This is a genomic window from Streptomyces sp. NPDC017936, from assembly GCF_044328485.1.
Taxonomy (GTDB): Bacteria; Actinomycetota; Actinomycetes; order Streptomycetales; family Streptomycetaceae; genus Streptomyces.
Genome location: NZ_JBIRHK010000009.1, coordinates 292,942 through 308,081, shown reverse-complemented (window position 1 = coordinate 308,081; position 15,140 = coordinate 292,942). Strand labels below are relative to the sequence as shown.

The 15,140-nt window shown below is 71.7% G+C and carries 6 protein-coding genes and 2 pseudogenes; 4 read left to right on the top strand and 4 right to left on the bottom strand.

Annotated elements, in window-relative coordinates:
• Positions 1 to 145: 145 nt before the first annotated feature.
• Positions 146 to 529 (top strand): annotated as a pseudogene (locus tag ACH4F6_RS21195) (sugar kinase); the annotation flags it as partial.
• A gap of 48 nt (positions 530 to 577) precedes the next feature.
• On the opposite strand, the gene ACH4F6_RS21190 reads toward ACH4F6_RS21195, so the two are convergent.
• The 4 genes from ACH4F6_RS21190 to ACH4F6_RS21175 all read right to left on the bottom strand — a co-directional run bounded on the left by ACH4F6_RS21190 (position 578) and on the right by ACH4F6_RS21175 (position 8,830).
• Positions 578 to 3,010 (bottom strand): beta-glucosidase, encoded by a 2,433-nt coding sequence (locus ACH4F6_RS21190; protein WP_397961796.1) that lies wholly within the window; start codon positions 3,008 to 3,010, stop codon positions 578 to 580.
• Between the two features lie 180 nt (positions 3,011 to 3,190).
• The gene (locus ACH4F6_RS21185) at positions 3,191 to 4,270 is read right to left on the bottom strand and encodes a DUF1996 domain-containing protein (RefSeq protein WP_397961795.1); all 1,080 of its coding nucleotides are present in this window, start codon (positions 4,268 to 4,270) and stop codon (positions 3,191 to 3,193) included.
• A 71-nt stretch (positions 4,271 to 4,341) separates the two neighbouring features.
• Positions 4,342 to 6,507 carry a discoidin domain-containing protein gene (locus ACH4F6_RS21180; RefSeq protein ID WP_397961794.1) on the bottom strand — a complete coding sequence of 722 codons (2,166 nt, stop codon included), beginning with the start codon at positions 6,505 to 6,507 and terminating at the stop codon, positions 4,342 to 4,344.
• A 130-nt stretch (positions 6,508 to 6,637) separates the two neighbouring features.
• Positions 6,638 to 8,830, bottom strand: coding sequence for a discoidin domain-containing protein (locus ACH4F6_RS21175; protein WP_397961793.1), 2,193 nt, complete (start codon positions 8,828 to 8,830; stop codon positions 6,638 to 6,640).
• Between the two features lie 673 nt (positions 8,831 to 9,503).
• Here ACH4F6_RS21175 and ACH4F6_RS21170 point away from each other — a divergent pair.
• From ACH4F6_RS21170 to ACH4F6_RS21160, 3 genes and pseudogenes are all read left to right on the top strand, one after another.
• Positions 9,504 to 11,840: pseudogene (locus ACH4F6_RS21170) on the top strand (AbfB domain-containing protein); the annotation flags it as partial.
• Positions 11,841 to 11,858: 18 nt separating this feature from the next.
• Positions 11,859 to 12,338 carry an AbfB domain-containing protein gene (locus ACH4F6_RS21165; RefSeq protein ID WP_397961852.1) on the top strand — a complete coding sequence of 160 codons (480 nt, stop codon included), beginning with the start codon at positions 11,859 to 11,861 and terminating at the stop codon, positions 12,336 to 12,338.
• Between the two features lie 277 nt (positions 12,339 to 12,615).
• On the top strand, positions 12,616 to 15,075 hold the full coding sequence (locus ACH4F6_RS21160) for a penicillin acylase family protein (RefSeq protein WP_397961792.1): 2,460 nt from the start codon (positions 12,616 to 12,618) through the stop codon (positions 15,073 to 15,075).
• Positions 15,076 to 15,140: the final 65 nt, after the last annotated feature.

The following is a 15,140-nucleotide window of genomic DNA, read 5'->3' as shown; positions in this document are numbered from 1 at the left end:
CTTAATTTAGAGTGTGAGTTAAGCTTCGAGTGAAGGGGACGTCAAGGGCTCGGGCACAAGTGAGTCGCGGTGACGACTTCAGCACGGGGGACAGGGGGACGGTGCGCAGGGGTCGTCCCGCGCGTGACCTGCGGCGGGAGAACCGCGCCGCGGTATTGCAACGGTTGTGTCTCGACGGGCCGCCCAGCCGGTTCTCCCCGGGGCCCGCCACCGGGCCGAGTGCGGGATCGGGGCTCCGGGCATCGCCGCCAGGACCGCCGGGGACGGCGCCGTCGCGCACGGCCGGACCGTGGGCTGGGACGCCGTCCCCCTGGAGCGGCTGCTCCGCGAGAGCGTGCCGTACCGCATCGACAACGGCGCCAGGACGCTCGGGCGGGCGGAGAGGCGGTGCGGCGCCGGCCGGGGCGCGCGGAGCGCGGCGGTGGTGCCCTTCGGCTCCGGTGCCGGCGCCTGCGCCGTCGGCGACGGCAGGGGACCGGGCCGGGCCGTGGAGCGGGGGCACCCGACGGTGCGGGTGCGCGGGCCCCGGCCCGGCGCCGCGGCCCCGGTGCACACGGTGCCCGGACCGGCCCACCCGTCAGGGGCCGCCGACCGTGACCTTCCCCTCCCACCGCGTGTCCCCCGCCGATCTGCCCACCATGAGCCGGTAGGCGCCGGGTTCCGTGGTCCAGCCGTGGTCCGCCTCCGACCAGTGCCGCACGGCGCGCGGACCCACCACCACCTCGGCACTCGCCGTCCGGCCCGCTTCCGCCCGGACGGCCGCGTACCCGGCGAACCAGCGCACCGGACGCTCCACCGCCGAATCGGGGCGGGCCAGGTAGACCTGGACGACCTCGCGCCCGGCGCGGGTGCCGGTGTTGCGCACCGTCACCCGGACAGTGAACGGCTCGCCCGCCACGACGTGCGCGGGAGCCTCCACGGCCGCGTACTCCCATGTCGTGTAGCCGAGTCCGTGGCCGAACCAGTAGGCGGGCTCGCGTCCGGCCCGCAGCCACGCCCGGTGGCCGATGTGCAGGCCCTCGGCGTAGTCGAGCCGGCCGTCGACCGGCCGGGTGCGGGTGACGGGCGCGTCCGCCAGGGACGCCGCCCAGGTGGTGGGGAGCCGGCCGCCGGGTTCGGCGATGCCGAACAGGACGTCGGCCAGCCCCGCGCCGGCCTCCTGACCCGGGAACCAGGTGAGCAGCACGGCGCCCGCCTCCCGGTGCCAGGGCAGCTCGACCGGGCCGCCGCTGTTGACGACCACGACCGTGCGCGGATTCGCGGCGGCCACCGCCCGGACCAGTTCGTCCTGGTGCCCCCCGAGCGACAGTCCGGCGCGGTCGTACCCTTCGGTCTCGCTGTGCTCGGTGGTGCCGACGACCACGATCGCGGCATCGGCGTCCCGGGCCGCCCGCACCGCGTCCTCCAGCGCGGTCGCCGGGTCCGGTTCCGGCGGCGCCGCGGCGACGACGGTGGCGCGCCCGCGGCCGGGCACCAGTTCACGCCGTGCCACCACGCGCACGGGCCGCTCGGTGGTCAGCGCCGTCCGTGCCGTGTGGACGGGCGGGTTGACGTGGACGACGGCCGGGTCGTCCGTGTCACCGGGGAAATCCCCGTCCAGGAGCGTGCGGTCGTCGACGGTGAGCGTCATGCGTCCGAAGCCCCCGACGCCGAACGTCCACTCTCCCGGTCGACGGGGATGCAGCACCGCGTCGATCTCCACCGTGTGCGCGCCCGGGGGAAGGTCCGGCTCCAGCTGCCGGCCCGAGAGCCGGTGCTGCGCGTACAGCTCCCGTCCCGCCGCGTCCAGCACCCGCAGGAGCACGCCGGGCGCACCGGACCGCGGGTCGTTGCACCGGTCGGTGCCGAGGGGAGCGGGCGGGGACCCCGGTGCGGGGCCGGGCTCGTACACCACCCGGGCCCGTCCCCGCAGCCGGGCCCGGACGCCGGCCAGCGGGGTGACCACGTCGGAGCAGAACACGCCCGCGCTGCCGCCGCCCTGGACGCGCGGGGACGCGGCATGCGCGCCGACGACCGCGACGGTGGACAGCCCGGCGGGGTCGAGCGGCAGGACGGCGCTGTTGCGCAGCAGGACCGTACCGGCGCTGACGGCGCGGCGCAGCAGCGTCCGGGTGCCGCGGGACGCCCCCGCCGCCACCCGGCGCGGGCGACGGGGTCCCAGCGCGCCCACGCGGCCGGCGAGCCGGAGCAGCCGCCGCACCTTCCCGTCGACCGCGTCCTCGGCGACCAGGCCGTCCTTGACCGCCCGTACCAGCGACGCGCCCCAGGGACCGTCCGGTCCCGGCATCGCCAGGTCGAGGGCGGCGCGAGCGGTCTCCTCGGTGGTGCGCACGGCCGCCCAGTCGGAGACGGCGACCCCGTCGAACCCCCATTCCCCCTTGAGGGGTTCGGTCAGGAGCGGGCTGGCCGTCATGGTCGTGCCGCCGACGGCGTTGTAGCCCGCCATGACCAGCCACACCCCGGCCTCGACGGCCGCCTCGAAGGGCGCGAGGTAGACCTCCCGCAGAGTGCGTTCGGAGGCCCGGACGTCGACGGTCAGCCGGTCGGTCTCGGAGTCGTTGCCGACGTAGTGCTTGGCGGTGGCCGCCACGCCGAGGGCCTGGACGCCCCGGATCAGCGCGGATCCGGTACGGCCGGTCAGTTCCGGATCCTCGGAGAAGCACTCGAAGTGCCGGCCGCCCAGCGGGCTCCGGTGGAGGTTGAGCGTGGGGGCCAGCACCACGTCGACGCCCTTGCGGGCGGCCTCGGTGGCGAGCAGGCCCCCGAGCCGCTCCACCAGTTCCTCGTCCCACATCGCCCCCAGGGCGGAGGCGGAGGGCAGCAGGACCGAGGTGCGCCGCTCGTCCCATGCCTCGCCGCGCACCCCGGCGGGCCCGTCCGAGGTCACCATCTCCCGCAATCCGATCCCGGGCTCGCCGGCGGTGCGCCAGGTCGTCGCGCCGGTGAGCAGGCGCACCTTCTGCTCGAGGCTCAGCCTGCCGATGAGCCGGTCGAGTGTCTCGTCGTCCATTCCCGCCCCCACTTTCTGCCCCTCCGCTGGTGGGAGAGCGCTCTCCCAACCATTCGACGAGCTCCTCCTCGCCGTCAAGCCCCGCCGGACAGCGGTGGACGTCAGGCGTACGGGCAGCGGAAGGAGCCCGACGGCACCCGCGCCGAGCGGGTGCCGTCGGGCCCGTGGGGACCGACCGGGTCAGGGCAGCCGGTGGTCGGCGTTCAGCACCGCGCCGCGCTCCGGGTGGTTCTGGTCGTAGCCGCGCGTGTCGCACTGGAGGCCGCCCACGATGCAGTGGTCGACCAGCGCCTTGAGGGTCCGTTCCTCCCACGCGTTGAAGAAGTCGTAGTGGAAGGAGTAGCCGCGGCCGCTGGCCAGACGGACCTGGCTCATGTCGCCGTTGACCGGGAAGGCCATCTTGAACTCGATCATCGGCAGGGCGACCGGGTGGGAGGCCGGGCACATGTTGTCGTTGGTGCCGGGTTTGACGACCGGGTAGGCCATGTGGCTCTTGTGGTCGGGGGTGTCGAGGTACTTGCCGTCCCAGCAACTGGGGGCCTGGAAACGGATGTTGAGCTGTACGTCGGGACGGCTCGGGCAGCTCGCCGGGAAGTCGACGTTGAAGAAGCTGTCACCGCATTCCCAGCCCTCGACGAAGCCCTTGTGGCCGCGGAACTCCTGGGCGCTCTGCAGGGGGTCGCCGACGACGTACCGCAGTCCCTTGGGGAAGGGCCGCACGCTGGTGTAGTCGGTGACACCGGCCTTGTAGTAGATGACCTGCGGGCCGACGGGGAGGATCTTCTTGTCCCCCTTGTACAGGGACGGCATCCAGTACGCGGAGGCGTCGGCCGGTGCGAGACAGGTGGTGTTGCCGCCGTAGAGGCTCGCCGTCGTGCTGCCCGCGTTCGTCGTCCTGTTCCCCATGAAGGTGTGGTCGTGCGACTTGCCCGGCTGCCCCGGGTACACGATCGGGTCGTCCGGCGCGGTGTGCGTGACGGAACAGTTGGCCTGGAACTCCTTGTGGTAGCGCGGCGGCGGGGTCGCGGTGGACGGCGTCACGCCGGTGACCTGGGGCACGGCCGGTATGTACCCGTCGCCGTCGGGGTCGTCGGCGGATGCCTGGGTCGACACCGCCATCGTGTGCCCGGTGTGCCCGGCGGCCGAGGCGGCCGGGGCGTCGCCGGGGCCGGCCGCCGTGGCGACGGTGCCGACGCCGAGCACGCCGGCGATCAGTGCGCTGCCGAGCAGCAGCGCGGGGAGCTTCGAACGCGGTCTCATGGGGCCTCCTTGCCCGCTGAGGTGCCAAGTGGGGGAGTGCGGGGGGCGCCGCCGGGCGCCCCCCGCCGTCGTCAGCCGTAGATGCCGAACTCGTGCAGCGAGTAGCCCCAGCCGGTGCCACGCGCCGTCAGGTGCAGTCGTACGTGCCGGGCGGTCGCCGCGACGTCGATGGTGTCGATGTCGCCGTTGCCGGCGGTCGTGGTGTGGACCGTGCGCCAGGTGGTGCCGTTGTCCGAGACCTGGACCTCGTAGGACTTGGCGTAGGCGGGGTCCCACACGAGCTGGAGCTTGCGGATGGCGGTGGCGGAGCCGAGGTCGACCTGGATCCACTGCGGGTCGCTCCAGTCGCTGGCCCAGCGCGTGTCCGCCCGGCCGTCCGTCGCCTTGGCGGGCTCGCACGGGCAGTCGCCGTACGACGGCTGGAAGGAGGAGGCGGTGGTGGGCTTGTTCAGCGCCACGTTCGTGCCGGTCACCGGCGGGGCGACGACCTTGACCGACTTCGTCTCGACGCCGGCGTTGCCGCGGCCGTCCTCGGCCTGGATGTACACCTTCCACACGCCGAGCTTCTCGGGAGCCGTCACGGCGAAGGTTCCGTTGCCGGTGGACCGCCACTTGGCCTCGACCAGGCGCTTGTCGCCGTTGGCGTAGTTGCCGCTGAGGAAGATCTTGTAGGTGATCGCGTCGCCGTCGGGGTCGCGCACGTCCGCGCGGACGGTGAACTCGCCGCCCGCCGGGGCCGACGAGGCGGGGCTGACGGCCATGTTCGTGATGACCGGCGGGGTGTTGTCACCGGCGGTCGATCCGCTGTACGCCTTCTTGACGGCGTAGTAGGACAGCCGCTTCAGCCCGTCGGGCACGAGGTTGAACCAGATGCCGCCGAAGTCGTGTTCGACGCCGTAGTGGAAGAGGGTGGCGCCGAGGGCGACGCCCCGGTGGCCGGTGACGCAGTTCCAGGCCTTGGCGTAGCCCTCGGCCTTCTGCACGTCGGTCGGCTCGTCGGGGACGCCGTTGGCGTCGTCCGGCACCTCCCACTCGCCGGCCGGCCCGCCCTCGGTGATGATGTACGGCTTGGTGTAGCCGCCCTCCTCCCAGTCCTCCCGGACGCCGCAGATGTCGCCGTAGGAGTTCATCGAGTACAGGTCGAGGTCGGGCGCGTTGCGCTTGTAGTACGGCCAGGCACCCGTCCAGGCGTCGGTGGAGGTGACGGGGTGGTCGGGGTCGATGCCGTGGATCTTCTTGGCCACGTCGTTGACGAAGCCGGTGTAGGCGTTGCGCTGCGCCTCCAGCTCCGCCCCGCTGTAACAGTTCTGCAGGCCGAGGACCGACTCGTTGCCGACGTTCCACAGGAGGGTCGCCGGGTGGCTCTTGTACGTCTCGACCCACTTGGCGAACTCGGTGAGCATGTTGTTCTTGTACGTGGTGTCGGTGACGTAGTTGACGCAGCCGCCGGAGCCGGGGCCGCCACCGGGCTGCAGCCAGAAGCCGTTGACGACCTTGATGCCGTGCGCGGCGGCGCTGTCGAGCAGCGGCTTGGTGCCGCCGTCGGTGCCCCAGGTGCGGATGGTGTTGACGCCCATGGACCTGACGTCGGGCATGTACTTCGGGGCGTCCGCGATGGCGGGGCCCCAGGTCAGGCCCTTGACGGTGTACGGCTGCCCGCCGACGGTCAGTTGCCAGTTCCCCTGTGAGCCGGTGACCTTGACCGCTCCTCGAGCGGGCGGCGTGCCGTCCGCGGTCCCGTACACCTGGAACTCCCAGAGGGAGTAGCCGTAGCCGCCGGACCGCTCGGTGCCCAGCATGCGGACGTAGCGGCCGGAGCCGGAGACGGCGACCTCGTCCGTGCCGCCGTCACCGCCGGTCACGGTCTTCAGGGTCCGCCAGTCCGTGCCGTTGTCGGACGCCTGGATCTGGTAGCTCTTGCCGTACGCGCCCTCCCAGGTGAGCACGACGCGGCTGAGGTCGGACCGCTGTCCGAGGTCGACCTGGAACCACTGCGGGTCGCTCCACAGGCTGGCCCAACGGGTGCCGGTGAGGTTGCCGTCGACGGCCGCGGAGGGGGCGTACCCGTCGCCTTCCTGGGACGAGGCGGTGGCGGGCTTGCCTTGGGAGAGCAGGGTCTCCGCGGCCTGGGCGGGCGGAGCGGCGAGGGCGAGCGACGACGCCACCAGTGCGCCGAGGGTGAGCAGGGGGACGGCGCGGCGGCCGGCTGGTCTGCGGTGGTAGGGGGCTGTGGTCACATCTGCTCCTGGAGGGGTGGGGAGAGCCGACGGGGCGGGGCTGTGGGAGCACCGCGTGGTGGCCCCTCCGGGCCGGGGCGCGGGGATGTCCTCCGGCCCGGAGGGGAGTCGTGGCCGACGGTCGGTTCGATCAGGGGTAGGACACGACGGTGGACGGCACGGTCGAGGTGCCCGCGGGCACCGTGGAGGCGCCGGTGTCGTTGATGACGTGGTCGTAGTGGCCCATGCCGCCGAGGGAGACCACGAGGAGGCTGTGGAACTTCACCCCCGGTTTGACGGGGGTCTTGAAGCCGTGGTCCTGGCGGATGCCCGGGTCGACGTTGTAGTTGCAGTAGCTGCCCAGGCCCCATGCCTCGTGGGTGTCCACCGAGTCGTCGACCCGGTAGGCCGCGTACCCCTTCGTCGAACCGTTCTGGATGGCGGCCTGGTTCGGGGCGTCGTACGCCTTCTCGTTCTGGTAGAAGATCGTCCGGCCGCGTTCGCCGTACCACTCGACGTCGTACTTGTTGAAGTGTTCGACGAACAGGCCGGTGGCCAGGACGTCGTCGCCGTTGACGCGGACGCCGTAGTCGGCCCGGTTGGTCTCCCAGCCGACGCCGTCGCCGTGGTCGGCCCGCCACACCCAGGTGTGGTCGATGATCGTGTCGTGGCTGTTGACCACCATGCTGGTGGTGGCCTTCCCGGCCCCCGCGCCGCCGATGCGGATGTAGACGTCCTGCACGGTGGTGGGGTTGGCCGCGTGGTCGGCGGACGCGCCCTGCGGGCCGATCTCCAGCAGTGCGGGGGAGTTGACCGGTCCGGCGTCGACGAGGAAGCCGGCGAGCCGTACGCCGTCGACGTCGGCGACCTTCATGGCGGTCACCCCGTTGTCCGGGACGATCGTGGCGAGGCCGAGGCCCAGCACGATGGTGTTCGCCCGGTTGACCTCGATCGTCCGGTCGACGTGGTAGACGCCCGGGGTGAACAGCAGGTGCAGGCCCTGGGCGAGGGCGGCGTTGATGGTGGCGGCGGTGGCGCCGGGCTTGACGACGTAGAACCTGCTCAGCGGGATCGACTCGCCCTGCGGGGTGCCGTTGGCCCAGGTGGTGCCGCGGGCGTTGGTGCGCTTGGCGGGGGCGAAGACCTTGTACTCGTTGCCGTCCAGGTAGAGGAAGGGCTTCTCGCGGGAGATCGGCGTCGTGTCGAGCGTGGTGTACCGGGGTTCGGGGAAGCCGGTGGCGGGAGCGCCCTCGACACCCGAGAAGACCTGGTTCCACACGCTGTTGGACCAGCCGCCGATGGAGCTGTCGCGGGTGTACCACTGCTGCTGGGAGTAGTTGCCGATCTGGCCGTCGATCCTGCTGTCGGCGATGTAGCCGCCGCTGGCCCAGCCGTAGCCGTTCGGCGCGAGGTTGAGGCCGCCCTTGACGTGCATCCGGCGGAACGAGGCAGCCTGCGAGACCGCCCACCGGTTGGTGCCGCTGACCGGCTTCACGGCGAGGTTCTCCGCGCCGCGCCAGAAGTTCTGGGTGGCGTTGCCGTTGAACCAGCCGGCGTCGACGGTGATGTCACCGTTGATCGTCGTGTCGTCGGGGCGCAGGCCGAGGCCGGCGATCTGGGTGTAGAACCCGATCTGGGCGTTGAGGTTGTCGTAGGTGCCCGGCTTGAAGAGGAAGGCGTGCCGGCCGGAGCCGAACTGCGCCGACTCCTGCTCCCTGAAGACCTGGTCCAGCTTGGCCTGGATGCCGGGCGTGGACGGGTCGAAGACGTGCACGTTCGGGCCGAGGTCGCCGCCGCCCGGGATGACCGGACCGGGGCCGTCGCCGGTGGTGCCGTACACCTTGAACTCCCAGAGGGAGTAGCCGTATCCGGTGGCGCGGGCGGTGCCGAGTACGCGGACGTACCGGGCGGTGCCGGAGATGTTCACGGTCTCCGTGCCGCCGGCGCCGGTGGTGGTGGAGTAGGCCGTCGACCAGTCCGTGCCGTTCTGGGACGTCTCGATGCGGTAGGACTTGGCGTAGGCGGCCTCCCAGCGCAGCTCGACCTGGCTGAGGGACGCGGGGGTGCCGAGGTCGACGCGGATCCACTGGGGGTCGGCGGCGGCGCTGGACCAGCGGGTGCCGTTGTCGCCGTCGACGGCCGCGGTCGCCGGGGTGCCGTAGTGCTCCTGGCTGGAGGCGGTGACCGGCTTGCCCTGCGACAGCAGCACGGGCGCCGCCTGGGCCCGGGTGGCGGGGACGACGGCGAGCAGGGCGGCGGCCAGGGCGGTGACCAGGACGCCGACGAGGCCGCGGCGGCCGGGTCTGCGGGGGACCGCCGCCGGGGGTATGCCGACAGTGGGCATGGGGAGACTCCTTGACACGGGATGGCTGGGAGAGCGCTCTCCGGAACCTTGCCCGCCGCGCCGGGTGCGGTCAAGGTTCCGCACATGACTTTCCTTTTGGCTTTCATTAAGTAGCGGGGAGTGGGCCGGGCCCCTGGGAACGGGGTGAGGCCGGAACCGGTCGCGGAGGAGGGAGGTGGCCGACAGGTCGCTGATCGTGGCCGAACGCGCCTCCGCGGCCCCTTGGTCCCGGCGGGCCGTCACCCGGGTGGCGGGTTCGGCGCGGGGCAGGTCGACGTCCCCGCCGTCGAAAAGGCGCAGCGGCGTACGGCAGCCATGGCGGCCGTCTCCTGGAGCGGCTGCCGGACCGTCGTCGGCGCCGGACGTCCCGCGGCCCGCGCCCCCGGCGGCAGGCGCGCTGACCGGTCCGCTGCCGGTGGAAGCGCCGGTGATCGGCCAACCAGGTTGGCGCGGTTCGTTGTTGAGCGTTCCTGAGTGTTTTCGTTGGTGCGTGTTCCGTGCTACGTTCCCCGCACTTCGGTTCCTGACCGCCGTTCCGCAAGCCGAAACGCGAGGGCTCACAGCCCGCGTTCGTTCTGATCGCCCGACTCCGCACGGCCTCCCGCACGCTGCCAGAGCCGTCGGCCGCGCGGTGCGCCGGACTCCGTGCGCCGTCCTGCCCCGGAGGAGTTCGATGCGACGCGTCATCGCCTGCGTGGCGGTGCTCTGCGTGCTGGCCGGAGGTTTCCTCCTCACCGGTCTCACCGGCACCGCCACCGCCGCCGTCACGCCCAAGACGCCACCACTGACCACCCCGTGGACCGGCCAGGTGTCCACCACCAACCCGCTGCCCGAGTACCCGCGACCGCAGATGACGCGGCCGGACTGGCAGTCGCTCAACGGCGAGTGGGAGTTCCTCAACCCGCCGGCCGACAGCGCCGGGAACGTCGACCGCAACGCGGCACCGCCCGTCGGCCAGACCCTGCCCGAGCGCATCCTCGTGCCCTACCCGGTGGAGTCGGCGCTGTCCGGCATCATGCGCAACGACAACCGGGACCTGATGTTCTACCGGCGCAGCTTCACCGTCCCGCAGAGCTGGAGCGGCAGGCGGGTGCAACTGCACTTCGGCGCCGTCGACCACGAGGCCACGGTCTGGGTCAACGGTACCCGGGTCACCACGCACAAGGGCGGTTACGACCGCTTCGAGGTCGACATCACGCCGCAGCTCAAGAGCGGCGCGAACGAGCTGGTCGTCCGCGTCTACGACCCGACCGACGGGCGCGGCGAGAAGCAGCCGATCGGCAAGCAGGTCAACAACCCCAGCGGTATCTTCTACACGCCCACGTCGGGCATCTGGCAGACCGTGTGGATGGAGCCCACCCCCGCGTCCTCGGTCCACTCCGTCGACATCAGGCCCAGCCTGTCGGACGACACCGCCCGGGTCCGGGTGTTCACCCGCGGCAACGTCGACGGTCACACCGTGCTGGCCGAGGCCATGTCCGGCTCCCAGGTGGTGGGCCGGGCCACCGGCGGCTTCACCGAGTTCTCCGTCCCGGTGCCGAACGCCCGCCGCTGGTCGCCCGACGATCCGTTCCTGTACGACCTGCGGGTCACGCTGCGCAACGCCTCCGGCGCCACCGTCGACAGGGTCACCAGCTACTTCGGCATGCGCGAGATCGGCAAGAAGACGGTCGGCGGGGTCATGCGCCCCACCCTGAACGGTGAGTTCGTCTTCCAGATGGGCACCCTCGACCAGGGCTTCTGGCCGGACGGCCTCTACACCGCGCCCACCGACGCCGCCCTGGCGTCCGACCTGGCCAAGCACAAGGAACTCGGCTTCAACATGGTGCGCAAGCACATCAAGGTCGAGCCCGCGCGCTGGTACTACCACGCCGACCGGCTCGGACTCCTGGTGTGGCAGGACATCCCGTCCACACCGGCGTTCGACGCCGACCGCACGCCGGAACAGACCGCGCAACTGGAGAGCGAGGCCCGCGAGATCATCGACGAGCACCGGTTCTCCCCGGCCGTCGTCACCTACGTCCCCTTCAACGAGGGCTGGGGCGAGTGGGACCCGGCCGCCACCCGGCGCGTCACCACCGACCTGGAGACCTACGACCCGTCCCGCCTGATGAACCCGCACAGCGGCTACAACTGCTGTGCCTCCAAGGGGGATCCGGGCACCGGCGACATCATCGACTGGCACGTCTACACCGGACCCGACGCACCACGCCCCTCCGACACCCGCGTCTCCGTCCTGGGCGAGTTCGGCGGCATCGGCCTGCGCACGCCCGGCCACGAGTACAGCCCCGACGGCCGGTTCTTCGCCTACGAGCAGGTCTCCAGCCGCGAACAGCTGAACGACCGCTACACCGGCATGGTCCGCGACGTGCAGCAGCTGATGACCACCAAGGGCCTCTCGGCCTACGTCTACACCGAGATCACCGATGTGGAGGGCGAGTACAACGGACTCATGACCTACGACCGCCGGGTGCAGAAGGTCGACACCGACCAGCTGCGCCGGGCGCACGGCGCCCTCATCGCCGCCTCGCGCAACCTCAACGCCCCCGTCGCCCTCACCCTCGGGCACGTCCGCTCGTTCAGGGTCACCACGGCCGGTCACACCGACCGCTACCTGCGCCACGCCGACTCCGCGGCCCGCACCGACGTCCTGAGCACGGCTTCGAGCGACGGTGCCCGCCAGGACGCCTCCTTCCGCACCGTCACCGGACTGGCCGACCCGCGCTGCCACAGCTTCGAGTCGGTGAACTTCCCCGGCCGCTACCTGCGCCACGCCGACAGCCGGGTGCGCATCGACGCGGACACCGGCGGCTCCTTCGCCGCGGACGCCACGTGGTGCAGCCGGCCCGGCCTGGCCGCGGGCGGCACGTCCTTCGAGTCGGCCAACTTCCCCGGCCACTACCTGCGCCACTACGCCGACGGCGTGTACCTCGCCCGCAGCGGCGGCCCGAACGCCTGGGACACCGCCGCGTCCTTCGCCGCCGACGCCACCTGGAACACCGGCGAGCCGGCGCTGTGGCGCAGCTCCGTGGTCCTGCCCACCGACCGGCGCCAGTCGCTGCGGGTCACCACCTGGGGCCACACCGACCGGTACCTGCGGCACGCCGACAGCCTGGCCTACACCGAGGTCGTCGACGCCGGCAGCAGCAGCCTGCTCAAGCAGGACGCCACGTACACCGTGCGGCGCGGACTCGCCGACTCCTCCTGCTACTCCTTCGAGTCGGTGAACTACCCCGGCCAGTTCCTGCGCCACGCCGACAGTCGGGTGCGCAACTCACCCGACGACGGCTCGGCGCTGTTCCGCCAGGACGCCACCTTCTGCGCCCGGCCCGGTCTCGGCGGCACGGGGGTCACCTTCGAGTCGATCAACATCCCGGGCTCCTACCTCCGCCACCACGCGTCCCAGGTGTACATCGCCTCCGGCAGCGGTGGCGGCGACGGTCACGACCGCCCGCAGACCCTCACGGCCGACAGCAGTTGGGTCCTCGCGGCGCCGTGGGCGCCCTGACCACCTGAGGGAGGGGTCCGCCCCGGCGGGACACCACCCGCCGGGGCGGACCGGAGCGGCTCCAGCAGGCCCGGCCGGTCGAGGCGAGCCACGACGGACGCACCACGGTCCTCCCCGTACATCCACCGGCCATGCCGTTTCTCCCGGTCGCACGGGACCGGGTGGAGCGGCGGACGGCACCGGTACCCCGGGTGCGGCGGCATCATCGGGATTTCATCGGTCCTGCTTAGCGTGGCCGCGTCGGACGACGGCCCGCGAACAGGGGGAGGACTGCTCGATGGCGTGGAGAAGACGCAGAGCGAGGCTGCCGATGGCGGTCACGGCCGCGGCGGCGGTGATGAGCACGGTGGCGGCCACCGGTTCGGCGGCCACGGGGGTGGTCGCCGCCGGACCGGGGCCGGACAAGCCGACGATCCGTTACACCGAGTACGGCATACCGCACATCATCGCCTCCGACTGGGAGGGCCTGGGAACGGGCTACGGGTACGCGGCGGCCAAGGACAACGTCTGCACCCTGGCCGACACCTATCTGATGGTCGACGCCCAGCGGTCCCGCTATCTGGGACCCGATGGCAGGGCGAGCCCCGGCAAGGACCAGAACACCACGTCGAACCTCAACAGCGACCTGTACTTCCAACGGATCAAGGACAACGGGGTGGTGGAGCGGCTGCTCGACCAGCCCGCCCCCAACGGGCCGGAGCCGGAGGTCGAAGAGGCCGTCCGCGGCTACGTCCGGGGATACAACAGGTACCTGTCCGAGACGGGCGTGAACGGCATCCCCGATCCGGCGTGCCGCGGCGCGGCCTGGGTGCGGCCGATCACGGAGCTGGACGTCTACCGGCACGCGCACGCCGAGATCATCATGGGCAGCGCCGACGCGCTGCTGGACGGCCTGGTGAACGCCACACCCCCGGGCGCGTCGACCGCCGCGCCGCCGGCTTCTTCACCCGCGAAGACCGCGCGGAAGATCCGCGACGCGATGGCGGTGAGCCGCCAACGGAGCATGGGCAGCAACGCGTTGGCGGTGGGCTCGCAGGGCGTGTCCGGCGGCACCGGCATGTTGCTGGCCAACCCGCACTTCCCGTGGCAGGGCAAGAACCGGATGTGGCAGAGCCAGTTGACCATCCCGGGCAAGGTCAACGTCTCCGGGGCCGGCCTGCTCGGACTCCCCGTGGTGAACATCGGCCACAACGACGACGTCGCCTGGAGCCACACGGTCGCCACCGTGGCTCCGTTCGGGCTGTTCGACGTGCAGGTGGATCCGCTGCACCCGACCAGGTACCTGGTCGACGGCAAGTGGGAGCAGATGACCTCGCAGCGGGTCGGTGTCGACGTGCGGAACGCGGACGGCTCCATCGGCAAGGTCACCAGGACGTTGTGGTCCACCCGCTACGGCCCGGTCACCACATCGATCCAGGGCGTTCCGCTGCCCTGGGCGGTCAGCGCGCACGCGGTGCGCGATGTGAACATGGACAACCTGCGGGCGATGAACACCTGGTTCCGCCTCGACCAGGCCGAGGACGTCAGCGACGTGGTGAACATCCTGGAGACCACGCAGGGCGTGCCCTTCTTCAACACCGTCGCCTCCGACCGCAAGGGCAACGCGCTGTACGCGGACATCCAGGCCACCCCGAACATCACCGACGAGCACGCGAAGTCGTGCCTCACCACGACCGGTCAGCTGCTGTTCAACCCGGGGCTGCGCCCGTCGAACGTGCCGCCGGTCTCCGTCCTCGACGGCAAACGCAGCGAGTGCGACTGGCCCGACGACCCGAACGCGGTCGCGCCAGGGCTCCTGGACCCGCACGAGCAGCCACGCCTGATCCGGTCCGACTTCGCGGGCAACGCCAACGACAGCGCCTGGCTGGCCCATCCCGAACAGCCGCTCACCTTCCCCAAGGTGATGGGCGACACCGCGACGCCCCGTTCCCTGCGCACCCAGGAGCTGATCCTGACCGCGCAGGGGCGGATCAACGGCACCGACGGCCTCCCGGGCAAGGGCTTCACGCCGGAGACCATGGGGACGTTGTTGTTCGCCGACAACAGCAGAGCCGCCGACCTGACCCTCGACGCCACGGTGACGGCATGCCGGAGCGCCCCCTTCGGGCTCGTCCTGGTGGACGGCAACCTGGTCGACGTGAGCGAGGCATGTCCGGTTCTGGCCGCCTGGAAGGACCACGACTGCACGGCGGACAGCCGGGGATCCTGGCTTTTCGCGAACTACTGGGTCCGCCTGCTCGGCGGACAGCCGATCGAGAAACTGCCGTGGCGGGTCGCCTTCGACCCCAAGGACCCGGTGCACACGCCCAACTCACTGGACTCCGGGAACTCCGCTGTCCGCGACGCGCTGGCCCGGGCGGTTCTCGCGCTGCGCAAGGCCGGCGTTCCGCTGAACGCGCCGCTGTCGGACGTCCAGAACGTCACCCGTGGCGGTGAGCGGATCCCGATCCACGGCTCGATCGGCGAACTGGGCGTGCTGAACGTGATCACGCCCGGCCGGGTCGACGGAAAGCCGGACATCGTCTTCGGGTCCAGTTTCATCCAGCAGGTGCGGTTCACCTCCGACGGTCCGCCCCAGGCGTTCTCCGTCATGGCCTACTCCCAGTCGGCCGACCCGAACTCGCCGCACCACGCCGATCAGACCGAGCTGTTCTCGGCCGGCGAGTGGGTGACCGAGCGGTTCACCGAGGAACAGATCGCGGCTTCACCGGAACTGCAGACCAAGGTTCTGGACTGAGGATTCCGAAAAGACTCACGAGGAGGCACACCGTGACAAGGGGAGCGAACGGGTGGCGAGCGGCG

Bases quoted from the DNA above. Each gene is read 5' to 3' on its own strand.
- ACH4F6_RS21190 (WP_397961796.1), bottom strand. From the start codon at position 3,010: ATGGACGACGAGACACTCGACCGGCTCATCGGCAGGCTGAGCCTCGAG.
- ACH4F6_RS21185 (WP_397961795.1), bottom strand. From the start codon at position 4,270: ATGAGACCGCGTTCGAAGCTCCCCGCGCTGCTGCTCGGCAGCGCACTG.
- ACH4F6_RS21175 (WP_397961793.1), bottom strand. From the start codon at position 8,830: ATGCCCACTGTCGGCATACCCCCGGCGGCGGTCCCCCGCAGACCCGGC.
- ACH4F6_RS21160 (WP_397961792.1), top strand. From the start codon at position 12,616: ATGGCGTGGAGAAGACGCAGAGCGAGGCTGCCGATGGCGGTCACGGCC.